This window comes from Ruegeria sp. HKCCD3925 (assembly GCF_057221175.1).
The window spans coordinates 222446-244015 of sequence record NZ_JBWVBI010000006.1 but is presented as its reverse complement, the minus strand read 5'-3'; the positions used below and the strand labels follow the sequence as shown (position 1 = coordinate 244015).

28 protein-coding genes and 1 riboswitch are annotated in these 21570 nt (G+C 53.3%); of the genes, 17 read left to right on the top strand and 11 right to left on the bottom strand.

Annotated features, from left to right (window positions below):
* Nucleotides 1-20: 20 nt before the first annotated feature.
* From AC2TEM_RS16315 to AC2TEM_RS16300, 4 genes are all read right to left on the bottom strand, one after another.
* Entirely contained in the window at nt 21-1355 is a 1335-nt protein-coding gene (locus AC2TEM_RS16315; RefSeq protein WP_170424790.1) for a sensor histidine kinase, read from the bottom strand.
* On the bottom strand, nt 1355-2014 hold the full coding sequence (locus AC2TEM_RS16310; protein WP_170424792.1) for a response regulator transcription factor: 660 nt from the start codon (nt 2012-2014) through the stop codon (nt 1355-1357). Before AC2TEM_RS16310 ends, AC2TEM_RS16315 begins: the two co-directional genes overlap by 1 nt.
* A gap of 38 nt (nt 2015-2052) precedes the next feature.
* On the bottom strand, nt 2053-2655 hold the full coding sequence (locus AC2TEM_RS16305; RefSeq protein ID WP_480454317.1) for a PepSY domain-containing protein: 603 nt from the start codon (nt 2653-2655) through the stop codon (nt 2053-2055).
* 134 nt (nt 2656-2789) lie between these two features.
* On the bottom strand, nt 2790-3365 hold the full coding sequence (locus AC2TEM_RS16300; protein ID WP_480856316.1) for a hypothetical protein: 576 nt from the start codon (nt 3363-3365) through the stop codon (nt 2790-2792).
* A 31-nt stretch (nt 3366-3396) separates the two neighbouring features.
* Between AC2TEM_RS16300 and AC2TEM_RS16295 the strand changes: the two genes are divergently transcribed.
* On the top strand, nt 3397-3960 hold the full coding sequence (locus tag AC2TEM_RS16295; protein ID WP_170424796.1) for a coiled-coil domain-containing protein: 564 nt from the start codon (nt 3397-3399) through the stop codon (nt 3958-3960).
* Between the two features lie 253 nt (nt 3961-4213).
* On the opposite strand, the gene AC2TEM_RS16290 is transcribed toward AC2TEM_RS16295, so the two are convergent.
* Nucleotides 4214-4402, bottom strand: a complete 189-nt coding sequence (locus AC2TEM_RS16290; protein ID WP_170424798.1) for a hypothetical protein — start codon at nt 4400-4402, stop codon at nt 4214-4216.
* Between the two features lie 329 nt (nt 4403-4731).
* Between AC2TEM_RS16290 and AC2TEM_RS16285 the strand changes: the two genes are divergently transcribed.
* Complete coding sequence (locus AC2TEM_RS16285; RefSeq protein ID WP_480790553.1) at nt 4732-5118, top strand: excinuclease ABC subunit A; 387 nt, start codon at nt 4732-4734, stop codon at nt 5116-5118.
* A gap of 457 nt (nt 5119-5575) precedes the next feature.
* Here the strand turns inward: AC2TEM_RS16285 and AC2TEM_RS16280 are convergent, their stop codons facing one another.
* Entirely contained in the window at nt 5576-6268 is a 693-nt protein-coding gene (locus AC2TEM_RS16280) for a class I SAM-dependent methyltransferase (protein WP_480459945.1), read from the bottom strand.
* Between the two features lie 51 nt (nt 6269-6319).
* Here AC2TEM_RS16280 and AC2TEM_RS16275 point away from each other — a divergent pair, with 51 nt between their 5' ends.
* Together AC2TEM_RS16275 and AC2TEM_RS16270 are read left to right on the top strand one after the other, a co-directional pair.
* On the top strand, nt 6320-7219 hold the full coding sequence (locus tag AC2TEM_RS16275) for a LysR family transcriptional regulator (RefSeq protein ID WP_170424800.1): 900 nt from the start codon (nt 6320-6322) through the stop codon (nt 7217-7219).
* 16 nt (nt 7220-7235) lie between these two features.
* Complete coding sequence (locus tag AC2TEM_RS16270; protein ID WP_170424803.1) at nt 7236-7727, top strand: ATP-binding protein; 492 nt, start codon at nt 7236-7238, stop codon at nt 7725-7727.
* A 99-nt stretch (nt 7728-7826) separates the two neighbouring features.
* Here AC2TEM_RS16270 and AC2TEM_RS16265 read toward each other — a convergent pair whose 3' ends face one another.
* Both AC2TEM_RS16265 and AC2TEM_RS16260 read right to left on the bottom strand, forming a co-directional pair.
* The gene (locus AC2TEM_RS16265; protein ID WP_170424805.1) at nt 7827-8261 is read right to left on the bottom strand and encodes a DUF4345 domain-containing protein; all 435 of its coding nucleotides are present in this window, start codon (nt 8259-8261) and stop codon (nt 7827-7829) included.
* A 28-nt stretch (nt 8262-8289) separates the two neighbouring features.
* On the bottom strand, nt 8290-9117 hold the full coding sequence (locus AC2TEM_RS16260; protein ID WP_170424807.1) for an NmrA family NAD(P)-binding protein: 828 nt from the start codon (nt 9115-9117) through the stop codon (nt 8290-8292).
* A 137-nt stretch (nt 9118-9254) separates the two neighbouring features.
* Here AC2TEM_RS16260 and AC2TEM_RS16255 point away from each other — a divergent pair, with 137 nt between their 5' ends.
* From AC2TEM_RS16255 to AC2TEM_RS16230, 6 genes are all read left to right on the top strand, one after another.
* Nucleotides 9255-10250 (top strand): AraC family transcriptional regulator, encoded by a 996-nt coding sequence (locus AC2TEM_RS16255; protein WP_480856314.1) that lies wholly within the window; start codon nt 9255-9257, stop codon nt 10248-10250.
* 617 nt (nt 10251-10867) lie between these two features.
* Nucleotides 10868-11074, top strand: a riboswitch (cobalamin riboswitch).
* A 257-nt stretch (nt 11075-11331) separates the two neighbouring features.
* Complete coding sequence (locus AC2TEM_RS16250) at nt 11332-11514, top strand: Rieske 2Fe-2S domain-containing protein (RefSeq protein ID WP_480856312.1); 183 nt, start codon at nt 11332-11334, stop codon at nt 11512-11514.
* A 231-nt stretch (nt 11515-11745) separates the two neighbouring features.
* Nucleotides 11746-11901: a hypothetical protein gene (locus AC2TEM_RS16245; RefSeq protein ID WP_480790556.1), complete on the top strand. Its 156-nt coding sequence runs from the start codon at nt 11746-11748 to the stop codon at nt 11899-11901.
* Nucleotides 11902-12138: an SRPBCC family protein gene (locus tag AC2TEM_RS16240; protein WP_480790557.1), complete on the top strand. Its 237-nt coding sequence runs from the start codon at nt 11902-11904 to the stop codon at nt 12136-12138.
* A gap of 336 nt (nt 12139-12474) precedes the next feature.
* On the top strand, nt 12475-12756 hold the full coding sequence (locus AC2TEM_RS16235) for a ferredoxin reductase domain-containing protein (protein WP_170424810.1): 282 nt from the start codon (nt 12475-12477) through the stop codon (nt 12754-12756).
* 90 nt (nt 12757-12846) lie between these two features.
* Nucleotides 12847-13110, top strand: coding sequence for a hypothetical protein (locus AC2TEM_RS16230; protein WP_170424813.1), 264 nt, complete (start codon nt 12847-12849; stop codon nt 13108-13110).
* A gap of 523 nt (nt 13111-13633) precedes the next feature.
* Here the strand turns inward: AC2TEM_RS16230 and mntR are convergent.
* Nucleotides 13634-14086 carry a manganese-binding transcriptional regulator MntR gene (gene mntR, locus AC2TEM_RS16225; protein WP_480856310.1) on the bottom strand — a complete coding sequence of 151 codons (453 nt, stop codon included), beginning with the start codon at nt 14084-14086 and terminating at the stop codon, nt 13634-13636.
* Between the two features lie 116 nt (nt 14087-14202).
* On the opposite strand from mntR, the gene AC2TEM_RS16220 reads away from it, so the two are divergent.
* Genes AC2TEM_RS16220 through phnE form a run of 4 tightly spaced genes read left to right on the top strand, consistent with a single transcriptional unit; the run spans nt 14203 to nt 18426 of the window.
* Nucleotides 14203-16056, top strand: coding sequence for a cytochrome c peroxidase (locus tag AC2TEM_RS16220; RefSeq protein WP_480856309.1), 1854 nt, complete (start codon nt 14203-14205; stop codon nt 16054-16056).
* Nucleotides 16056-16916 (top strand): phosphate/phosphite/phosphonate ABC transporter substrate-binding protein, encoded by an 861-nt coding sequence (locus AC2TEM_RS16215; RefSeq protein WP_480856308.1) that lies wholly within the window; start codon nt 16056-16058, stop codon nt 16914-16916. Before AC2TEM_RS16220 ends, AC2TEM_RS16215 begins: the two co-directional genes overlap by 1 nt.
* Nucleotides 16913-17683, top strand: coding sequence for an ATP-binding cassette domain-containing protein (locus tag AC2TEM_RS16210; RefSeq protein ID WP_170424824.1), 771 nt, complete (start codon nt 16913-16915; stop codon nt 17681-17683). Before AC2TEM_RS16215 ends, AC2TEM_RS16210 begins: the two co-directional genes overlap by 4 nt.
* Nucleotides 17683-18426 (top strand): phosphonate ABC transporter, permease protein PhnE, encoded by a 744-nt coding sequence (gene phnE / locus AC2TEM_RS16205; RefSeq protein WP_170424827.1) that lies wholly within the window; start codon nt 17683-17685, stop codon nt 18424-18426. Before AC2TEM_RS16210 ends, phnE begins: the two co-directional genes overlap by 1 nt.
* Nucleotides 18427-18433: 7 nt before the next feature.
* Here the strand turns inward: phnE and AC2TEM_RS16200 are convergent, their stop codons facing one another.
* Complete coding sequence (locus AC2TEM_RS16200) at nt 18434-19183, bottom strand: transglutaminase-like domain-containing protein (protein WP_170424830.1); 750 nt, start codon at nt 19181-19183, stop codon at nt 18434-18436.
* A 97-nt stretch (nt 19184-19280) separates the two neighbouring features.
* Nucleotides 19281-19709 carry a MerR family transcriptional regulator gene (locus AC2TEM_RS16195; RefSeq protein WP_170424832.1) on the bottom strand — a complete coding sequence of 143 codons (429 nt, stop codon included), beginning with the start codon at nt 19707-19709 and terminating at the stop codon, nt 19281-19283.
* 177 nt (nt 19710-19886) lie between these two features.
* On the opposite strand from AC2TEM_RS16195, the gene AC2TEM_RS16190 reads away from it, so the two are divergent.
* The 3 genes from AC2TEM_RS16190 to AC2TEM_RS16180 are packed head-to-tail and all read left to right on the top strand — an operon-like array spanning nt 19887 to nt 21570.
* On the top strand, nt 19887-20486 hold the full coding sequence (locus AC2TEM_RS16190; RefSeq protein WP_480790558.1) for an SCO family protein: 600 nt from the start codon (nt 19887-19889) through the stop codon (nt 20484-20486).
* 5 nt (nt 20487-20491) lie between these two features.
* On the top strand, nt 20492-20914 hold the full coding sequence (locus tag AC2TEM_RS16185; RefSeq protein WP_170424835.1) for a disulfide bond formation protein B: 423 nt from the start codon (nt 20492-20494) through the stop codon (nt 20912-20914).
* Nucleotides 20911-21570: a thioredoxin domain-containing protein gene (locus AC2TEM_RS16180; RefSeq protein WP_170424838.1), complete on the top strand. Its 660-nt coding sequence runs from the start codon at nt 20911-20913 to the stop codon at nt 21568-21570. The genes AC2TEM_RS16185 and AC2TEM_RS16180 overlap by 4 nt, the downstream gene beginning before the upstream one ends.

Sequence of the window (21570 nt, the reverse complement as noted above, 5' to 3'; positions counted from 1 at the left end):
CCGCTGCTAACCGGGTCTGGTTATGTTGACGTTAATATAAGCATGCAGCATGCCAATCCGCCGAGGCTTACGGATGTATTCAGTGTCAGCTTACTGCCGTAGGCGTTCAACAAGTCAACTGATATTGCTAAACCCAAACCGGTACCACTGACAGAAGTGTCTAAACGACCTCCCGAACGCAACACCCCTTCACGTGCGCTCTCAGGAATTCCAGGTCCGTCATCTTCAATGCATATTTGAACGCCGCCCTCTACACGCTTTGCGGCGATGTGAATTGTTGTCCGACACCACTTAAGCGCGTTGTCGAGAAGGTTTCCAATCACCTCTTCGATGTCCTGAGTATCCATTCGAACCTGAATCCCATCCTCACAATCTGTCGTCAGAGATTTTCCTTCGCGTTCTGCCATGACCGAAAACAGTCTGGATAACCTGTTGACGGAATTGGTAAGGTCAGTTCGTGAATGCGTAAGTTCTGCGGTGTTCGACGCACGCATACGCGCAAGTGAGCGCTTTAGCTGAGCATCAATTCGATTTAACGCGTCATCTGCAGATTCGATATCTGCACCCGCGTCCGACAAAGTCGCCAGTTCATTTCTGAGAATTGCCGTCGGTGTTTTGAGCGCATGTGCCAGATCCGCAGCTTGTCGCCGAGAACCAGACACAATTTCACGATTCCTGTGCAGCAATTTATTTAGGTCCTCAACAAGCGGCGAAACCTCTTCTGGGTAATCTTCCGGAATCAAGTCATCTCCCTTGTCCCAGCGATGCACCACATCTGCGCGCAGTTTTTTGAGTGGGCCAATAATTGCTGACATCAACAACAACGAACCGGCAACTCCAATCAAACCAACCAATCCAAAAACCGGTAGCAAGTTGTTTTGCGCGGCTCTGCGTTCGCTTATCAGCTCTCGCCTGCTTTCGGCGACCGTTACGCCCCACTCAGTTCCGTCTTCGAATGTGATTCTCTGATATGCGCTACGAACGGCTTCGCTGTCCGGACCTGTGGTGTTCCAAACGATTGCCTCTTCGCTCACACGTACAGGTTCGGAAATTGTCTCGTCAAAGAGCGAGGCTGATGTGAATGTAGCCCCGTTTCCATCGGTAACCTGCCAGTATCTGCCTGAATACGGCGTTCCATAGGCTGGATCGAATATCAGTTCGCGCAATGCCTCAGGGTTATGCGTCGTTGCGCTCAAACCGACAACGAGTTGGGTGTGCCGGTCACGTAGCGTCTGGTCGAATTGTTCCAGAACACGTGTGTTGATGTACGAAAACACAATCAACGTTCCGACGCCGACAGAAAGCGCGCCTGTCGCAAGGCCGCCAAGCAAAGCGCGTTGGCGCAGCGATAACATCAGGCCGTATCGATCATATAGCCGCGTCCTCTGACCGTTGTAATAAGGTCAGAGCCCAGTTTCTTTCGCAGCCGGGTTATGAAGACGGCAATGGTGTTCGAATCCCTGTCACCGTCATATTCATAGATATGCTCTGACAACTCGGTACGTGACACCATGCGTCCCATGTTGTGGGCAAGGTATGTCAGAACTGCGATCTCTTGCGCCGTCAGATCAACAGGAATGCCGCTCACGCTGACGCGACCGTTTCGCGTATCGAGCATAACGTCCCCCATTTCGATAACCGGGTTCAACTGACCGCTTTGTCGGCGCAAGATGGCCCGTACACGAGCGGCCAGCTCGGGCATGTGAAATGGCTTGGTCATGTAGTCATCAGCACCTGCATCAAGACCATCCACGCGCTCGCTCCACCCATCGCGGGCGGTGAGGATCAACACAGGTGTCTTGACGCCCGCGCTGCGCCATTCGCGCAGGACAGAAATACCGTCGCGTTCCGGCAACCCGATGTCGAGGATGATCATGTCGTAAGGTTCGGTCGCACCCAGGTGCAGGGCGTCAGTACCATTCTTGGCCACATCTACCACGCGGCCTTCTGCGCTAAGAAGTTTCTTAATCTGCTCGCATAGCTGCGGTTCATCTTCGGCCAGAAGTACTCTCATATTCAAAAACTACAGTCACAAGGGCTTTGATTTAAGCCCTATTTTTTACCGTTGCCCTTGCCGTTCCCGCCAGAGTTGCCGCCGCCGTTACCACCGCTATTACCTCCGCCGTTTCCACCACCATTTCCACCTCCATTGCCGCCGCCGTTGCCATTGCCGCCGCCGTTGCCATTGCCGCCGCCGTTGCCACCGCCGTTTCCACCAGCATTGCCATTGCCACCGCTGTTGCCTTTGTTTCCACGGCTCGCAGAAGCTCCACGATTGCTGTTGGTGTCGCGGCTGTTGTTGGCGTTGGCGGGGTTCGAACGGGCTGCTTTCGATATTTGACGCCCAACACTGGATCGATTGGAAACGACTGTACCGGACTGGGCATTCACAATGACACTGACAATTTTTCCATCAGGCTTTTTGACAAGAATGCGATAGTAAATCTGATCGGACTGAAACGCTCGTGCATCGACAGGGGTGCCGCCATAGGCTTTTTCGACACCTTTGATAACCCGTTTCAAACGAATGGTGTCCCCGGTCAGGGTCGCTTTGCGCAGTTCACCTTGCTTGAGCTCGCGTGTCTGGGCAGCCGCTTCCCCAAAAGGCAAAGCAACAAGCAGGCTTGCAACCACCAAGATCACCTTCGCGCGCATGAAAGTCCTCGTATTTCGCGGCTAGAGACTACGTCTTTCGACATGAACCGATGATGAACAAGCAGTTAGCCCTGCGTTCAAGCACCCTCAAGTTAAATGGCAAGAAGCATTGGGGATTCGTGCGTGAATCGAGACTATTGAACATAGCGAGTTGTTTCAGAAAACTGATACCCGCTGATTTCCACCGAGGAGGTCGATATGAAAATCACCAGTTTGAGACTGCTAAAAGCATCGACCCTGGCAATCGCGTTGTTGGGATCTACAGCCATCGTAGCCACCGTTGCGGTGCCGGATATTGCATTTGCAAAGGAGGGCAAAGGCAATGGCGGTGGAAAGGGTAACGGTCCAGGCAACGGCAAAGGCGGCGATAAAGGAAACGGTGGAGGCAACGGCGGCGGAAAAGGCAATAGCGGTGGCAAGGGGAACTCTGCCAGCGGAGATCGTGGTGACCACAGTTTCGCCGGTAACAAAGGCGGAAAGAAAGGTGCCGACAAAAGTTTTGGTGGCCGAAACACCGGGAAATCCAAGACAATATCTTCGCGCTCTGCTTTGGGCAAGGGCGGTCGTTTTTCCTTGAAGGATATCTTTAGCGGCAAAGGCAAGTCGAGAACGGTTGCCACATCTGGAAAACGCTCGACCACCAGCGGAAGCAAACAAAAGCCCAGGACGTACAAGAAGCCTTCGAAAACAGTAATTGTCGAAGAGTCCATTCGCCCAGCGGTCAGGGAAAAGGGGAACAAGATGGCGGCACTTCTTGGTGCCCACCCGTCTGAGTTAGGGGCGCTCAATGCCGCCAACGCCAGCGCAACTGCATTAGAAAATGCAGCGCCCAATTCCCGCGTAGGCCGAATTGCCAATTATCGAGATACTGTGTTGGCCGGAGAACCCTTGCGCGAAGAGCTTGAGGAACAATTGGAAGAGCTCGCTGGCTTGGAGCCACCGGAGCGGACTGTTCCTGAGATTGAAGAAGACCTCGAAGCCGCGTTGGGTGAAGTCCAGGAAAATCAGGAACGCGTCGAGGATCTCGAACAAGCGCTGGAAGACGCAGGGGGAACAGACCCAGAGATTGAGGAGCAATTGGATGAAGCCCGCGCTGATTTGGACTCTTCGATCGAAGCAGCGCAGGACCTGAACGATGAACGTCAGGCTGCCGTCGAATACGAAGAAGCGACTGAACAGGTGCAAGAACTGGCTGACCAGGTCGAGGAACAGGAATTGACCGAGCGAGAAGCCCTGGAAGCGGCCGCAAACAAGCCCGTGACCGACGCCGTTGAACATGAGGTAAAGGCGCTGTTGGGTCTGTAACGAAAGACAACAGCTCTCTGCGTCAATCAACCCTCAGTACTGACCACTCACGGAAGTACTGAAACCCGGGTCAGCCAAAGGCTTCACAGGATGGGTAGCGGCTGGCCGGATACTTTTGCATATCAAAGGCTACGCCCTTTTTCCCTAAGGCTTAATAAAGAAACCCCGCCCCAAAACTGGAGCGGGATTTAGTTTTCAATTCCAATATCTAGGACGAATACCGGGAATTGTTTGGGGGTCTGCTGAACTGCCTTCAGACGTTGTTATGTGCCTCGGAAAGCCGCTTGTTTTTGACGATCTGTGTTAATGCATTTTCGATAGGAGGGAAGCGACCACTGCTCGATTTGGTCGTGGTTGGCAAACGTTCTTCGGCGATTTTGCCGGAGGTTTGCATCACAGCTGTTGTGCTGGACTCTTCAGTCACAAAGGCAGACTTGATCATGCGTTTCCCCTTGTCAGCGATCAAATGGAACAACGTCCCGAATGATCCAACACCATCACTATGCCTGAGACTGTTTGAACACTCTGAGAATACATTGTTCACGTTCAGTTAATGTTGTTCGCGAAATAAAGACAAACGAATAGGCGGGCGACCAGGTGGAGGAAGAACTTCCCGTTTTGGTGCTTTAGTTGAATTTGCGATGACAATCGCAGCCGATGATTTCAGCTCGTGAACAAACTGCTGCATCGGAAAGCGACTCTTCGCTTATGAACTCGCCAAGGCCCATTCAAGATCATATCTAGGCTAAGAAGCTGAAAAAGGCGCTGGGAATGAAAAAGATTGTTGGGATTCTGGCGGTGGCACTGACCGTGCAAGGCGCGTCATTTGCGAACGCCAGTATCAGCTTGTGGAGCCTTAGCACGGGGCACGTTAGCGGAACCGGCGCTACCTCGCCGATCCATGTGAAATCCAAATCCGGACATTGTCCGCCGGGCTTGGCAAAAAAGGCAATCCCGTGCGTACCGCCTGGACAGGCAAAGAAATATCGACGTGGCGATTACATCTATGATGGGTATGTCCGCATTGATGATCCCAGCCGTTGGGGACTACGGCGCAACGGATATTACGTGCGTGCCGGAGATTATGTTTACGAAATTAATCGTGAGACGCATGAAGTGCTGAACTTGCTAGGAGCAATCGCTGATATTCTGAATTGAGTTCTTTGACTGCTTAGGTCCTCAAAAAGTAGGTTCGTGGCCATTCGGCCGCTCTGCAGCATCCAAATGTATGGGCTCTTCCCGTATTCCCTTTGAACCTGAGACCAGCGGTAGCCATCGGGCTGCTCTGTTACGATGAAGAACCATTAGCTGAGGCGCCACATAGTTCTGCCGCCAGCGACAGAAACTTTCCATTTTCGCCTTACTGCGTTCATCCAATATCCAAACAGAAATTACTGATCCTGGCTTCCTATTTGGGCTGTTCCTGCAGTTCCAATGTTAGCTTTTTGTGTTTCTCCATGATTTGAATGTGGTGCACAGTCGGTCGTATTGGGGTTGCTAGAGAGATTGTGTGGTGGAAATAAACTCAAAATACATTCGTACATTCGAGACTAACAGGTGGCAGATATTAAGACGTAGAGATCGCCTTAGCAACGAAGATACAAGAAGGGTAGATTCAAGGTTTTTGCGCGACAACATAACGACTCTGGAGCATCGAGGCTTGATCGGAAGTATCCAGGATTTCAAAGCCTGCGCGCTCAATTTTCCTATCAAGCATCGACATAGACACGAAATTCACAAACGGGGCTTTCCCAAAAAACTGCATGATAGGTATCGCGACACGACTGATCATCGCATACTTGAACCCACCATTCTCAGGCGCGCACACCGTTTTGGATATGAAAACACCACCGGATTTTGTCAATTTGGCAATATGCTCTAGCGCTTGATCCAAATCAGGCAGGAGATGAAGCAGGTTATGCGCCAGAACCGCATCGTAACCACCTTCAACAGGATCGTGCTCGAGAACTTCGGCCACCTTGAAAGTGACATTCTCCAATCCTTCTTTAGCACGCTTCTCGTTGGCAATCTCGATCATGCCCGGAGCGAGATCCGAGGCGGTGATATGGTTGACATGCGGTGCAAGCAGCAGCGCGGTTGAACCCGTCCCGCAACCGATTTCCAGTACACTGTCTTCTGCTTTTAGGTGCGACTTCGTACGTTCGAGTGTGTTCAGATACCCTTCCATGTTCCGGATTGGGTCCGCCGCATACTTTCGCGAGATTCTGCTCCAGAACGCGGCATCTTTGGACAAAGCAGCCATTTTATTACTCTCTTTCAAGTTTGTTGTCGCATCCCATACATCCATACACAAATTTACTAAATTGCCATAATTCGCAGAAGTGTTATGCATAAATGCATGAACTGGAATGCCATCAATTTCGACTGGAATCAGGTACGGACCTTTCTTGCGACGGCTGAAGAAGGCTCGTTTTCCGCAGCGGCGCGCGTTCTCGAGCAAACTCAACCTACTGTCGGTCGTCAGGTTGCGGCGCTGGAATTGGCGCTTGGGATCACCCTGTTTGAAAGAGTTGGTAAATCGCTTAGTCTAACGACCGCTGGCGCCGAGCTTTTGTTGCATGTCAGAGAAATGGCGGATGTCGCGCACAGGATCTCCCTTACTGCTACAAGCCAGTCGCAAACTGTCGAAGGGCAAGTCAGGATCACCGCGTCAGATGTGATGTCTGCCTATCAGCTGCCGCCTATACTGAAAAAGATCCGACTTGCAGCACCGCGTCTTGAGATCGACGTCGTTGCTGCCAATGACTTACGAGACATACAGAGACGTGAGGCTGATATCGCCATCCGACATGTACGCCCGACGCAACCAGATCTGACCGCAAAGCTTGTTGCCGAGGCGACGGCACATTTTTACGCAGCACCTGCGTACCTTGATCAGTTGGGAAGGCCGAAAAATGAAAACGAGCTCGCAAAGTTGGATTTCGTGGGGTTTGGCGACATTGACACGATGATCGGTTTTCTCGATCCGGCGGGTGTTAAGGTCACTCGAAAGAGTTTCCGGATTGGCTCGCAAAGCGGAATTGTATCCTGGGAGCTGGTGCGCCAAGGGTTTGGCATCAGTGTAATGTCGGATGACGTGGCTGCCTTGACACCAGGTGTGGAGCGCGTGCTACCCGACCGAGACCCGTTTAAGTTCCCGATTTGGCTGGCGACGCACTCGGAATTACATACTGCGCGAAGGATCAGGTTGGTGTTTGATCAACTTGCAGATCAACTGAGCACAGGGGCCATTAGGTAGTCCGGGAGTTCACCCTATGTCACAGGTCCAACCAACGCTTCACTTGCTTTGTGGCAAAGTCGCCTCAGGAAAATCAAGTCTGGCGGTGAAGCTTGCGAATAGCGGCGGGGCGGTACTCATTTCAGAAGATGAATGGCTTAGCGTCCTATTCGGCGACCAGATGAACTCCCTGCAGGATTATGTAAATTGCGCTTTGAAATTGCGGCCGGTCATGGGGCGGCACATCGCATCGTTGCTGAAGGCAGAGGTTTCTGTCATTCTCGACTTTCCGGCGAACACAATTGAAAACAGAGCCTGGATGCGCAAGCTGCTGGAAGAAACTGCTGCGACGCACCAGCTTCACTTTTTGGACTTGCCGGATGAGGTTTGTCTGCGCCGGCTGCACAAGCGCAACAGTGAAGGTGCGCATGCCTTTGCAGCAACGGAAGATCAATATTGGCGTTTAGCGAGGTATTTCGAGGCACCATCACCCGAAGAAGGTTTTAATGTCATAACTCACAATCAGTAGCGCCAGCCATTCAGTATGTCGCGGAGTCACTCTGATATATTGGCCACCCACTCTGTATCCGTGAATGGCCAAATGCACACAGGCAGCTTTCACTGAGTCTCAAGTCCGGAGTTTACGCGACGACATGAGGTGCATGCCAGCTTTCGTTAGCCGCCCTTTGCTTGCGGCCCACAAACACATCAGTCCAAGTACCATCTCTATCCCAAGAGCAGAAAGGATGCTGTCCGATGGTCGTCCATCAAGCATAATGCTGACCACGCGCCCCGCGGCAAAGGCGAAGAACACAGTGGCTCCAAGCCAAGCTGACGTCTGGGCCATCTTTTGGTATCGCGCTCCCGACAGGATGATCAGGCCAAGTGCAGCCAGATTGGCAGCAGGTGCGCGCAATTCGCTCATCAAGTTCGGCTGCGGCGAAATATCAATGCCGTAGCTGGAGTAAAAGGCCAGTGGGGCCAGCGTGATGATCAGCCCCAGGGTGGCTGCAACAAGACCCGCCAACCCCAGGACAAGCCTGCGTTTTAAGTCAAACGTCATGATTGTGTTCCTTTGTCGTCAGACCGACTCATGCAGCTTGTGTCCAAGCGCCAGACTTTGCGGCTTCATCAGCAAAATCAGAGAAATCGCGCGGAGCTCTCCCCAAGGCACGTTGAACACCGTCCGCAGTGTTCGCATTGCGACCATCAAGCGTTTCCCTCGCTATGTCAGTAATCACGTCAGCAATCATCTCTCCGCTCGCGTTGATGATTTCCGCATGGAAGTCTTCAAACGAAATCGGCACATATTGCACGGTTCTACCCATTGCGCGCGAAAGCTCGGCAGCCATTTCGGCAAATGTCATGAGACGCGGCCCTGTAACTTCATAAAGCTCGCCAGTGTGTCCTTCCTCGGTCAAGGCGGCGACGGCAACGTCGGCAATGTCGTCCACGTCGATAATCGGTTCACGCACGTCACCTGCGGGCATGGGCAACACACCGGCCATTACCGGCTCCAGCAATGCACCTTCAGAGTAGTTTTGCGCAAACCACGCCGCACGGACGATCGTAAAGGGCACACCGGAGTTCCGAACAACCCCTTCGGCACGTTCGGCATGAAATTCTCCGCGACCTGTTAACAGCACAAGTCGCTGCAGTCCTTTTTCTCGAGCCAATGCCGAAAAGGCCGCAACTTGCTCGACCGCGCCCGGAAAGGCGATGTCAGGAAAATAGGAAATATAGGCGGCAGAAACACCGTCCAGGATTGCGGGCCATGTCTGCGGTTTTTCCCAATCAAATGGGGTTTTGCTATTCCGCGATCCACGCCGAACTGCATGGCCGCTGTCTTCAAGGCGCGTCACGATACGTGATCCGGTTTTACCTGTTGCGCCAAGTACGAGAATGGTTTGCTGTGTCATCGGTCATCTCCGTAAAATCAGTCAATGACCCCAAAATAGGTAAGCACGAAGGACGAAGAAGTCTGCATTGTCCTGACTTTTTATCCATTCATCCAAATACTGTGGACAATTGGGGAGATATCGAACAGTCTGGTGCAGTGAGCCAGATCAACCCCCATATTCCCGACCCCCATGCACTGGCGCAGCCAATCGGTGATCCGCTCGGGGAAATTCTTCATCTTCTGAAACTGACGGGTACATTCTATTGCCAGTCGCGCATGTCTGCGCCTTGGGGCGTTTCTATACCGGGTTTCCCCGAAATACTGAGCTTTGCGGTCATTACGCACGGGCGTTGCTTTATGAGGGTCGGAGAAGATGTGCCGTTTGAAGTCGAGAAAGGCGACTTGGTTCTGATGACAAATGGCGCGCCAGTTGGGTTCTCCAGCTCAAAAGACACCCCACTTTTGAAACTGGAAGAACTGCCCATACGCAAGGTGACCGAGCTCTACGAAACGCTAGAGCACGGCGGCGGTGGAGCCGAGACCGGAATCATGTACGGGCTCGTCAGGATAGATCACGCGGCCAGCGGCATGTTGATGGCCTTGCTTCCCGACGTACTCAAAATCGATCCGTGGGAAGAGGATGCAGGGAGCTGGCTACAAGCAACTTTGCAATTCATTGCAAGAGAGGCGCGTGAATTACGACCGGGCGGCGAAACAGTGATTACACGCTTGGCCGATGTGGTTGTCATCGAGGCTATTCGCCGATGGTTGAACAGTGCGCCCGACGCCAATCGAGGTTGGCTGAAAGCCGCCAGAGACCAACAGATTGGCCGCACCATTGTTTCCATTCATCGCGCACCTGCAGCAAACTGGACAGTCGAGTCTCTTGCACAGGTTGCAGGTATGTCCAGATCGGCATTTTCCGCACGGTTTACCGAACTCGTCGGTGTGCCGGCAATACAATACCTCGCAACTTGGCGAATGCATCTGGCGCGGGAACGATTAATTGCTACCGATCAACCAATCTCGCAAATCGTGGCTGAGATCGGGTACCTATCTGAACCTTCTTTTAACAAAGCATTCAAACGGGTATTTAAAGTGCCCCCGGGGAAAATCCGCAGACTACAATATGAGGCGCAAGGCGGCTATTAGACAATAATTGACACGTGTTGCAGCAAGCTTGGTTGCTTTGGGTCCAGGAAGGTCTGCTTCGGGCGCATTGCGGTAATTCTCTGTAAGAAGGATCAATGACGCCATTAGGCGGGATGAATGAACTGTGCGTTTGGCTCAACTAAGAGGGAATAAATCAGCCAGAGAATGATTTGCCTAACACCCGTTCAAGGACTTAGGCAGATTGTTAAAGTGCCATCAAACAACTCAGTGTTGCTAGTGGCAATTACTCAAGCCGCAATCTCTCGATGGTGCAATACGCAATTAAGTCGGCGTTCGGGCGGATAGCATCAACAGCGTAACTCAACTAATTTAGAAACAAGCAATCTTCGAAACGGTCGGAGGTGCTTAACTCGCTTCTGTCACTATCGCACCATATACAAGCGCAACCTCGATTTTTCCCGACCGAAAACTCTGTTTCTTGTTAGCTTATACATTCTGCTGCGTTTGACAGGTGCTTGAGTACACTTGCCAACTTGAGAACTAATTGATGATTGGATGTAGGAGAGTAACACACGCAGAGAGTAGAATATGAGTAAATCGATGTCTGGTTTGCGTCGGCAAATGTCGCAAATATTTCAGTGCTAAAGTGGATCGGGAGTATCTTGTAAACGTGAAGTGCCACTGATTGACTCTCAGCCAGCGGAGAATTGGGAAGCCGGTGTAAACCCGGCACGTCGCCCGCAATGGTAAGGAAGTTCAGGTTCGACAATCAACCACTGGGAGGAGGATCCCGAGAAAGTGTCGCAACCGTGCGCAGTAAACCCCTTTCAAATCCAGATACCAGCCTCACAGATATATCAAACTGCGGGAAGCGGTGGAGGCACGGGTTTCGAATGTGCTCTTCGCTCGCTTCCGGAAGGCTCCGCTTTTCATCTGCCCAAGCAATGCCCCCAAGGCACGGCGGGAGAGCTTGAAATGAATATATCTAAAGCCTGTTGCGCGTCGAAACCCAGACTACGCTCTGGAATAGGCGTTCTATTCCGACCCTAAGATCTATCAGACCGACTTTGGAATCAACGATTACCACGATTGGCTATTTGCAGTACCGGCTTGTGAACTGGTGAAAGCTGGCGATTACATTACGTGCAACGTGGGTGCACACCAAGTTATTATTGTTCGTAGCGCCGACAACAAGAACCGGGCATTTCAGAACACGTGCCCTCGTCGCGGCTCTATCATTTGCAAGGCCGTAAAAGGCAACGCGCCGAAACTAGTTTGCCTGTATCACCAATGGACATATTAGCTTGACGTTTCTTTACAGTGAACCCACGACATGGGGCCGGGTTTCGATACGTGCGCTAATATCACGCGCGCCTATCTTGCGCCGTATGATGTTGGGAATGCCAAGTTCGCTTTCGAAAGCTCAGTCATCGAGAACGGCAACTGGAAGCAGCTTTGGTTAAACAACTTTGAGTGCTAGCATTGCGGTAGAATCCGTCCCGCTCTGTGGCTAACTTTCCCCGACGATCCAGGCGTGAAAGGGGGCGAAGGTGGTGAGACTCCGGTGTATATGCAGGCAATCTTTGACTGGTGTCAGGTTGCAGGCATACCTTCGCAGTTCTACCTGAATGACGACGGCAAATACCGTCTGGCGCGTATGCCGCTGAAAGAAGGAGCTGAAAGCTATTAGATGGACGGAAAGTCCGCCGTGCGCCGCTGGATGGGCCAGTCGGTCTTTGCAGATACGGTATCGCTTTTGAGATTCTACTATCCGACCACGTGGAAACACTTCCTTGCGGATCACTCGATTGCTTTCCGAGTCACTCCGATCAACCCAACAGAGACTGAGGTCACTACCAAATGTTTGGTCAACAAGGACGCGGTTGAATGCGTAGGCTACTACGTAAAACAACTGACCGAAGTTTGAGTCGCCACGAATGACGAAGACCGGCAAGTGGTTGAGGACAAACAGCAGGTTATCAACGGCCCGGCTAATGTACCCGGTCCGTATTCACTCATTCAGGAATTCTGCGTGCTGCAGTTTGTGGATTGGAATTGCAAAGCATTGTCGGCCCGCCTGGTACCTGAAACGATAGAGGCGGAGTAAGAGTGATGAAAGATCTAAACACGCTCTCTTCGGCTATATGGCAGGATAGTGGAATTCTAGAATGCGTCTCTGTCAAGCCTGAGTTGCCGAACACCAACAGTTTTTTTGTTCCGCGCCCCATCTCGGGAGCAGTTTGCCTATAGCCTCGGATAGTTCTTGGCGCTCGAGATCCCAGCGCCGAACCAGATCGGAGGTTTCGTGCAATATGCCTATACGATATCGTCGTCGATGTCGCGGTCACGGTTGACCACTATCACCGCCAAAGCGCAAGCCGACAGTATCGGAACGTGCCGGATGCTAGACAACCTTCGACCCGGCATGCGCATCAAGGCCATTGGGCCTGTGGGTTTGGTTCCCAACGCGCAAAGCGCGATAGGCAAGTACCTGTTCATTTCGGCTGGCTCGGGCGTCATCCCGATGATGTGGGTTACAGCGTGAATGTGTGACGAAGGCCACGATTCGCATTTAGTCTTCATCAACTGTGCCAAACGTCTGTCCTAGATCTACTTCCGCCAGCGGTAAGAGCAGATGGCCAGCCGCACCGAAGGTTTGGACCTGAAATTCGTTGTGGAAGAGCCGGATCGTTACTGCCCATTGACGGGGTATTCTTGGAATAAGGCTTTTTTCGCGGCGCTCAAGAAGCCCAAATTAATCCAAATTAGGCGCGGCGCGATGCTTGCATTCGACTATTTTTGGAAACCTTGCTTCCGGGCCACTCCCCACGTTCGCAAAAAGATCGGGATAATGAGCAGTATCGCGTCATATCTGACGTTTGCTTCGGCGCAGAATTAGACGGTCCATGCGTCCGAAAACTTGGATTTAATGGCGGCAGTTTCGAACCTTTGCGGCGATGCTGATGCCGTATCTGACGGGACCCATGTTCGGCAATCCAGACTAGAGAGGGAATTACCCTTTAGAATAATATCCAGTTAATACTGCAGAAAGTTCATTGAACTGTTGGTTCATTGTTTATGCTGATAACATCAATATCCTTCGTGGCCTTGAATTTGCCCTGCCCAATGCTGCATGGAACAAGCTTTGCAACCAGTTTGGGTGAACAGTGCAAAAAATCCGCAGAGGAGGCTTTTGCTGCAACCGAATCTAGAAAAAAGGCCGGGAACGGAAATAAATACACGCAATCTGAGCCAGGGAACTGGGTCAGTCTGCATCAGTATGAGCTTTTGGGGTCAGCAAGGTGTTGCGCCTGGCTTCAACCATCGGATGGCGACATAGCCTAGCCGCAAAATAGGATGGAAGCTCTCTTTCTACAGTTAACTCTGCAAAATTCCACCTGAATATATGACGCTTCTAAAATCTATTTGATTTGGTCGGCGCTCTCAACGAACCCTTTAAAAACTGCAAGAGTCTCTTCGCTTACATGATGCTCAATACCTTCAGCATCATGCTCTGCGACTTCCTTTGAAACACCCAAGGCGATCAGGAAATCCACGACAATTCGGTGACGCCTTCTACAAGCTTCCGCCAATTGACGCCCGGCATCGGTCAGTTGAAGTGAGCGGTAGGGAATTTGTTCTATGAAACCTTCTCGTTTCAAACGGGCCAAATTCTTCGAAACCGTAGGTTGGGTTACGCCCAACCGCTCGGCTATTTCGACCGGGCGCGCCGAGCCATTCTGGTGGATCAACTCCGCAATAAGTTCAACGTAGTCTTCAACCATTTCGCTTTGGTGGGCCTGTCGCACAGCCTCAAATCCACTCGCCTGAGTGTCAATAGTACGATCTGAATCTTGCGGTGTCGTTTCAGTCATCGGCTCACGATTAGGTCGGTAATCCAGTCACTAGTGTATGCACCTGAAAGCCGAACTTGACAATGAGCATGCCTTCATCAATAAATTAGACAAGGCTAACTTTAATAGACAGAGCTATGAAATATCTAATAGCGTCCACACTTCTTTGCGCATTGCCAGTGATCGCCGATGCCACGGCGATTGAAGAATCTCCTTGGGCTCCGCGCGCTGCCGCGTATCGACTGACCTTGTTCATGGGAAATCTAACCCCGGTTCCCTGGGATGAAATTGAGAGGAGTTGGACCTCGCCCGCACCTGGCAGTGACATTCAGGTCGCTCCATTGTCACGCGTTTCCGACAAAGAGGCGCTTGCGATCAACCAAGCTATGCAAGCCGAAGATCTCCAGGCGCTGTTCGAAGCAAGCACAATTGCCATTGCTGAGGGAATCCTGCGCCATCTGGATGTCGCAAAGACCGCGTTGGGTAAGCCTGAAGCGGCACGCGAGGTTGCACAAGCGGCAGCTCTGTTCCGCGCATTCGAAGATGGTATCAAGGCTGCGGATGCGTCGGCGGCTCGCGATCTGGGCCGGGCATGGCTGGTTCTGAACTCCACCCTTGGCAGCGCAGGAGTACTGGGCAATGGTGCACAAACGGTGGATGCCGACCAATTTGCGGAGGCTCAGGCCATTGTCGCTGCCTATATTCGTGCCAACTATCTGCCATCCGAGTATGCCCAACGCGACAAGTTAACACCGCTGCCTGAAACAGTTGTGCTTTCCGGCGAACAAATCACAATGCCCGCCACGCTGCCGCCAGGGTCGAACATCGGAGATCAGGCGCAGCTGCCGCGGCTGGTTCTTCAGTTTGAAGAGGCGGGTGAGGATGAAGCCAATCTACCGCTGGTGGCCTATGGCGATATGCTGTTCGACAGCCCTGAAATCTTCGGCGGCCCGGCGCGCGAGTTAGGCATCGCCTGCTCGACCTGCCATAACCGCTCCGACGTGAACCGGGATTTCTTCATTCCGGGCCTGTCATCCCATCCGGGTGGGATGGATGTGGACGGATCCTTCTTCAATCCAATGTTCAATGACCGGACCGATGATCACTTGGACACGCCTTCCATGCGCGGCATCCGCTTTACCGCACCTTATGGCCGCGACGGGCGCGAACCCAGCCTGCGCCGGTTCATCCGAAATGTGATTGTGACCGAATTCGCGGGAAAGGAACCAACGCCGTTCCAACTGGATGCGCTGGAAGCCTATGTCAAACAGTTCGACTTTCTTCCCAACCCAAAGATCGATCGGTCCGGTAAGCTGACGGATCTGGCGTCAGATGACGCCAAGCGCGGGGAGGTGCTATTCAACACCAAATTTGCCGGACTTGGTGACAAGTCCTGCGCTTCGTGTCACACGCCTGACCGTCAGTTCCGCGATGGTCTGACCTACGACATCGGCAGCGCTGAACCACCATTCCCCGGCGGCACGGCTTCTGCGTTCGAAACCCCGACGCTGCGCAACGTCAATTTCACTGCACCTTACATGCATGACGGATCGCTGCCGACGCTGGCCAGCGTTGTTGACTGGTTCAATGATACCAAAAATTTGGGTTTGGACGAAGCACAGCGCGCAGATCTGACGGCCTACGTCGAAGCTGTTGGAGACGGTGAAGAACCCTATCAAGTATTCGAGGGTCGCAACAGCGTATTCCGCTTGTCCTGGGAGGAGCTGACAACATTCGCCAGCACGCTCGATACCCTGCTGCCGATGCAGGATGCCGAAAACATAGCGGTTCTGATCGACACGGTAGCTCCTGATCTGGCGGCGGATGCCAGTGTCATGGTCAATCAGAACGCCAAGCCCGAAATCTACGAATTCGCCGCGATCCTGCGAGCGGTTGGCGATGCCAGCGCCGAAGGTAACTGGACCGAAGCCACCCGCCAGTGGGAACTGTTCAAGGCCATGCAGGCCGAAATTGACGAGAGGATGTTCTGATGTTGTCGCGCCGCAATTTTCTGGTCGCTGCAGCCGCATCTGCAGCCCTGCCCGTAATGGCTGCAACTGACCGGGGGCTGAAGCTGGCCTTCATCCCGCAGGAGAACCCCGAAAAGCTGTTTGGTGACATCAACGTCATCACCGGCTGGCTTTCAGAGCAGATGGGCGTCCCGGTCACGGGGTTTGTCACGTTCGACCACGCTGCTGCCGTTGAGGCGCTGCGCAACGGTGATGCCGATATCTCGTTCATGGGAGCGTTGCCCTTTGTGTTGGCCGAAGACCAGATCGGCGCCGTACCGCTGTTGTCCGAGGTATATCGCGGGCAACCCAGCTATTCGGGCCGGGTCTTCGTTCGGCGTGACAGCGGAATCGAAACGTTGGCCGATCTCCGGGGACGTGACATTGCCTTTTCCGATCCGGTCTCGGAATCCGGTTACATCTATCCGCTTGATCTGTTTGTGCGCGCCGGGATGTTTTCGGGCACGGGCGATGCCGACAGTTTTTTCGGTCAGAAATTTTTTGCCGGTGGTTATCAGCAAGCGATGCAGGCCATGGCCAATGGGCTGGTCGATGCGGCGGGTGCGAGCCAGTATGCAGATCTCTATCTGACCCCGGATCAGCAGGCCGAGGTCAAGGTGCTGGCGGAATCAGAACAAATTCCCAGCCATGCAATCATTGCCCGCCCTGATCTGGACGCCGGGCTGCAGGCAATGTTCATTGAGACCATGCTGCGCCTCAACGAGAGTGAGAACCGTCATCTGTTGGCCTACCTCTATGGCCCCGACGGCTATCTTCCTGCTAATCCGTCGGTTTACGAAGGCGTGCGCGAGACTGCGCGGCGCTATGGGTTCCTGAAATGAACCCTATAGTTTCACTCAACGCGGTATCGCAGCACTTTGCCAGTGCGGCAGCTCTTTCAGATGTTTCGCTGTCGGTGCAGCCCGGTGAAAGCGTCGCGCTACTGGGTCCTTCGGGTGCGGGCAAATCAACGTTGCTGGCGTTGTTGGATGGTCGTTTGAGTGGATGGCAGGGCGAGGCACAGGTGCTGGGCAAGCCACTTTTGGCAACAGGATTTCCATCCCGCGAGGACCGTGCCAATACTGGCTTTGTCTTCCAGGAATTCGCCCTGGTTGATCGGCAGAGTGTTTATCAGAATGTGATGAACGGCCGGATGGCCCGGATGAATATCTGGTCCTCACTCTGGGGTCGGTTCCGGGAAGAGGACCATATGTGCGTGACACGGGCGCTTCAGGATACGCGGCTGTCCGATCTGGCAAGCCGCCGTGCCGATCAGTTGTCGGGTGGACAACGGCAGCGCGTTGCGATTGCCAGATGTCTGGCACAAGAGCCCGAGTTGATCCTTGCGGATGAGCCCGTTAGCAATTTGGATCCTGCTCACGCCGAACGCATTCTGAGCTTGATCACCAGCTCTGCACGTAGCCGCGAAATCGGCGTCATTTTCAGCTCGCATCAGCCCGACCTGTCACGCCGCTTTGCTGAGCGCATCATAGGCCTGCGAGATGGCGTGGTTTTGTTCGACAAACCGTCGGCTCAGTTGACCAGCGGGGACATCGATGAACTGTATCACGGTGCCGGTGTCACATCGGGGCTGCGTGTAGTCAGTTGATGGGCCGATCTGTCATTTGGGTCATGCTGGCACTGGCGATCCTATGGTCGCTGACCAGCGGGGATATGGGATTGGGCAAGCTGCCAGGCGCGGGCCCCCGTCTGGCAGAGTTTCTGGGGCGCATGATCCCACCTGACCTGTCCGTTTGGCGCGAGGTTCTGACGGGGCTGGCCGAAACACTGAGGATCGCCATTCTGGGAACATTGTTCGCTGTGATCCTGTCGGCGGGACTGGCCGTTCTGGCCTCTGAAACTATGGTGCCACCAGCGATCTGGCGTCCCGTCCGTGCCTTGCTGGCGGTTATCCGATCGATCCCGCTGATCCTGGTCGCTATGCTAATGGTGGGCGCTGTTGGGTTGGGTCCACTTCCCGGAATATTGGCAATCACATTTCACGCGACCGGCATGTTGGCAAAGTTCTATGCAGAAGCCATCGACAATGTTGCCACCGCTCCTGTGGCGGCGCTTGAAAGCGCAGGGGCCAACAGAATTCAACAGTTGCGTTGGGCAATCTGGCCGCAGATGGCGCCTGTGATCGTGCGCGATACCGTATTTCGGTTTGAGCTAAATCTGCGCGAAAGCCTGATACTGGGCATTGTCGGTGCCGGTGGCATCGGGTTGTATGTACAAACCTACGTGCGGTCGTTTCAGTATGAAAAGGCTGCGACAGTGACGTTGGCAATCATCGTTTTGGTTTTATTGTCAGAGGCACTGAATACGGCCTTGCAAAAGCGCTTAAGTTGAGACCCCGCTATGCATTTCCGTGTGTATGCGTGGCCGCCATTCGAGCCTTCAGCTTCCCATTGCGCAGGGATCGAACGCGCGCGTTCATCCAGTGACGGAATATGAAGCGATAAAGCCAACCCCGAATGCTGCCGAAACTTTGCGCATGATCAGCATAGAACGCATCCGGACTATCAAAAACGCCAAAATCCTTCACGATTCCGGTTTTCTGAATGTACGTGTCACGACCTTCCCATTCAACCTGAGGGGTGCTCAAACAACGGGTACCCGCCCCATAACCGCACAGGCTTTCTGTTTCTGCAAAGTTATGCTGCAAGGCCTCCAGGTATGGCTGATCCAGAATAAATCCTTCGAGGTTGACCCAACGACCGTCTACTTCGACTTCGACCCACGAATGCAAGATTTCTTCTGGCGCCAGCGGATAAATCAATTCGGGAACCACACCCCTCTGCAACTCTTTGTGGATCATAAAGCCATGCAAACGGCATCGAATACAGCTGCCGCGAAACAGTGCCATCAAAAGAGTGCCCTTGGTATTGCATTGCCCAAAGCCGTTAGCGAGCACCTCTGAAGCCGGGATATCGTCAGCACGGTTGTAACCAAAGGCAATCTCGTTACGCACGAAATCATAAATAGCGCCAATTCGATCCGAGACAGGCAGATCGGGCCAGCGCCGTTCCGTTATGAGTCCCAAAACTGCGGGTGTTTCAAAATCAAGCAGAGGTGTGGCGGTTAACAACGGGTCTCGGTTCAGCATTTGGTCTCTCGTCGAATCAACTCAGAAAGACTTTTAGTTGCTACAGTGACTATAGCTTCAAGAGGCTAATTCCAGTTCGCAATAACGCTGCGCGGAGTTAGGCGCCGATGTCTTCGTGATCAGTAAGACATTCGGAATGATCGCGTAGAACTTCGAGAACGCGACAATCCGAGGTGTTGCCGCCACTGCATTCATGCACCATGCGCTCTAGCTCGGTCCGCAACGCTTCTAGCCGCGCCATTCTTTGCTCAATCTGTTTGAGTTGTCGGCGCGCGATACTGTCGGCTTCATGACATGGGCGATCCGGATCGTCGGACAAATCAAGCAGTTCGCGTATCGCCTCAAGCGAAAACCCCAATTGGCGGGAATGACGGATGAATGCAAGGCGATCCAGTTCGGCATGGCCGTAACGCCTCTGGCCACCTTCGGTGCGCCCCGGTTCCGGCATAAGTCCGATCTGCTCGTAGTAGCGGATCGTCTGAACCTTGGTTCCGGTCTTTTTTCCAAGCGTTCCGATCGTCAGCATCTGGGTCTCCTTACAAAGCTACAGCTTATGTAGGCTCGGGTTGACGCCGCACAATAGCACCTTCTAGACGGTGGACCTGTGACACCCAGCCGCAGGCTCAAAATCCCCTTTGAACCTCTAGCAGGTAGAGGGTGTACATGCCGTTCTGAACCAAGAATCACAGGCGGACGGCTAACTTTGAAACTGACCGTATTTCAAAAAATCTTATGGGTACTGGCTGGTGTCGCAACGGCGGCATTTGCCTATCTGATGCTGTGGTCAGAATATAGACCTGCGCGGATTGAGGAGGGGTCTGTTCCGTTCGAAGCCAGGTTCGAACTGACAGATCACTCTGGCGTTGTTCGTACTCAGAACGACTTTGCGGGCAAATGGATGTTGGTGTTTTTTGGGTTCACCAACTGCCCGGACGTATGCCCTACAACACTGTCTGAGGTAGCAGCAGTGCAGGAAGGGCTGGGAAGCCAATCAAACCAAGTGCAACCTATCTTCGTATCCATTGACCCCGAACGCGACACCCCGGCAGTCCTGGCCGAGTATGTACCACTTTTCGATGCGGGGATCATTGGGCTTACAGGCACGCCAGAACAGATTGCGCAAACGTCCAAGACCTTCCCGATATTCTACGAACGGATCGAACAAGCCACTGCGCCGGATGGATATACGATGGGGCATACCGCTCATCTGTTTCTGTTCAACAAGGACGCTGGATTCGTCCAGTCCTGGTCATATGGCACGCCTGCCGAAGAAATTCTTGCGGATCTGAAACAGAGACTCTGAGCACCATGACCCGGTTTTCCAAAGATACACTTCTCGGCCTGGCCTGGGCGATTGCCTTGGTTGCTTCTCTTTCTGTTCTGTTCATTGGAGAGATCCTGGGGCAGACGCCCTGTGTGCTGTGCTGGTTCCAGCGCGCGTTCATGTTCCCATTGGCGATCGTACTGGGGCTTGGCCTGTGGTGGCAGGACCAGAACGTGGGCCGATACGGGATAGCACTGGCATTTGGGGGCGCTGCTGTCGCCTTGTGGCACATGGGCCTGTATGCTGGTCTGATCCCCGAAAAAATCCAACCATGCTCGGCAAGTGGTCCGTCCTGCACCGACGCAAATCAATCTGTTTTGGGCATCCCGATTCCGCTGATGGCGCTCGTTTCGTTTGCGCTGATCGGCGCGCTATGTGCTCTTTCACTCAAGGAGAAACAAGTATGAACAGACGTGGCATGATCTTGTCCGTTCTCGCGCTCGGTGGGGCCGGATTCGGGGCCGCCGCCTGGTACGTGAACCGAACGACCGCTTCAGGCAATACCGAGCCTGTCGCACCCGAAATCGCCGAAACACTTATCCGTTCCTACTCGCCTGTTCTCGGCCCTAAAGACGCACCGGTTACAATTGTCGAATTTTTCGATCCGGCTTGTGAAGCCTGCCGCGCCTTTCATCCGGTCGTGAAGGACATAATGGCTCAGCATGGAGACGCCGTGCGCGTTGTGATCCGGTACACCCCTTTCCATGGCGAAGGCTCAGAGGAGGCGATCCGCGTGCTTGAAGCGGCACGCATGCAGGGGGTCTTTGAACCAGTGCTGGAAGCCGTGTTGCGAGAGCAGCCCAAATGGGCCGCGCATGGTGCGCCTGAGCCTGGTCTTATTATTCGAATTGCAGCAGCAGCGGGACTGGATGCCGAGGCCGCGCAGGCACAAATGCTCGCACCCCAGACAGTCGGTGTGCTCAATCAGGATCGCGCTGATGTCGAAGCGGTCGGTATAAGGCAAACTCCGACATTCTTCGTCAATGGCAAATCTCTGGATCCGTTTGGTGAGGCTGAATTGAGACGCCTGGTCGCTGCAGAAGTAGCAGCACTGCAAAGCTGA

Excerpts from the sequence above, each read along its gene's own strand:
- AC2TEM_RS16315 (WP_170424790.1), bottom strand. The coding sequence starts at position 1,355 with ATGTTATCGCTGCGCCAACGCGCTTTGCTTGGCGGCCTTGCGACAGGC.
- AC2TEM_RS16310 (WP_170424792.1), bottom strand. The coding sequence starts at position 2,014 with ATGAGAGTACTTCTGGCCGAAGATGAACCGCAGCTATGCGAGCAGATT.
- AC2TEM_RS16305 (WP_480454317.1), bottom strand. The coding sequence starts at position 2,655 with ATGCGCGCGAAGGTGATCTTGGTGGTTGCAAGCCTGCTTGTTGCTTTG.
- AC2TEM_RS16300 (WP_480856316.1), bottom strand. The coding sequence starts at position 3,365 with ATGGACTCTTCGACAATTACTGTTTTCGAAGGCTTCTTGTACGTCCTG.
- AC2TEM_RS16295 (WP_170424796.1), top strand. The coding sequence starts at position 3,397 with ATGGCGGCACTTCTTGGTGCCCACCCGTCTGAGTTAGGGGCGCTCAAT.
- AC2TEM_RS16290 (WP_170424798.1), bottom strand. The coding sequence starts at position 4,402 with ATGATCAAGTCTGCCTTTGTGACTGAAGAGTCCAGCACAACAGCTGTG.
- AC2TEM_RS16285 (WP_480790553.1), top strand. The coding sequence starts at position 4,732 with ATGAAAAAGATTGTTGGGATTCTGGCGGTGGCACTGACCGTGCAAGGC.
- AC2TEM_RS16280 (WP_480459945.1), bottom strand. The coding sequence starts at position 6,268 with ATGGATGTATGGGATGCGACAACAAACTTGAAAGAGAGTAATAAAATG.
- AC2TEM_RS16275 (WP_170424800.1), top strand. The coding sequence starts at position 6,320 with ATGAACTGGAATGCCATCAATTTCGACTGGAATCAGGTACGGACCTTT.
- AC2TEM_RS16270 (WP_170424803.1), top strand. The coding sequence starts at position 7,236 with ATGTCACAGGTCCAACCAACGCTTCACTTGCTTTGTGGCAAAGTCGCC.
- AC2TEM_RS16265 (WP_170424805.1), bottom strand. The coding sequence starts at position 8,261 with ATGACGTTTGACTTAAAACGCAGGCTTGTCCTGGGGTTGGCGGGTCTT.
- AC2TEM_RS16260 (WP_170424807.1), bottom strand. The coding sequence starts at position 9,117 with ATGACACAGCAAACCATTCTCGTACTTGGCGCAACAGGTAAAACCGGA.
- AC2TEM_RS16240 (WP_480790557.1), top strand. The coding sequence starts at position 11,902 with ATGGACGGAAAGTCCGCCGTGCGCCGCTGGATGGGCCAGTCGGTCTTT.
- AC2TEM_RS16230 (WP_170424813.1), top strand. The coding sequence starts at position 12,847 with ATGGCCAGCCGCACCGAAGGTTTGGACCTGAAATTCGTTGTGGAAGAG.
- mntR (WP_480856310.1), bottom strand. The coding sequence starts at position 14,086 with ATGACTGAAACGACACCGCAAGATTCAGATCGTACTATTGACACTCAG.
- AC2TEM_RS16220 (WP_480856309.1), top strand. The coding sequence starts at position 14,203 with ATGAAATATCTAATAGCGTCCACACTTCTTTGCGCATTGCCAGTGATC.
- AC2TEM_RS16215 (WP_480856308.1), top strand. The coding sequence starts at position 16,056 with ATGTTGTCGCGCCGCAATTTTCTGGTCGCTGCAGCCGCATCTGCAGCC.
- AC2TEM_RS16210 (WP_170424824.1), top strand. The coding sequence starts at position 16,913 with ATGAACCCTATAGTTTCACTCAACGCGGTATCGCAGCACTTTGCCAGT.
- phnE (WP_170424827.1), top strand. The coding sequence starts at position 17,683 with ATGGGCCGATCTGTCATTTGGGTCATGCTGGCACTGGCGATCCTATGG.
- AC2TEM_RS16200 (WP_170424830.1), bottom strand. The coding sequence starts at position 19,183 with ATGCTGAACCGAGACCCGTTGTTAACCGCCACACCTCTGCTTGATTTT.
- AC2TEM_RS16195 (WP_170424832.1), bottom strand. The coding sequence starts at position 19,709 with ATGCTGACGATCGGAACGCTTGGAAAAAAGACCGGAACCAAGGTTCAG.
- AC2TEM_RS16185 (WP_170424835.1), top strand. The coding sequence starts at position 20,492 with ATGACCCGGTTTTCCAAAGATACACTTCTCGGCCTGGCCTGGGCGATT.
- AC2TEM_RS16180 (WP_170424838.1), top strand. The coding sequence starts at position 20,911 with ATGAACAGACGTGGCATGATCTTGTCCGTTCTCGCGCTCGGTGGGGCC.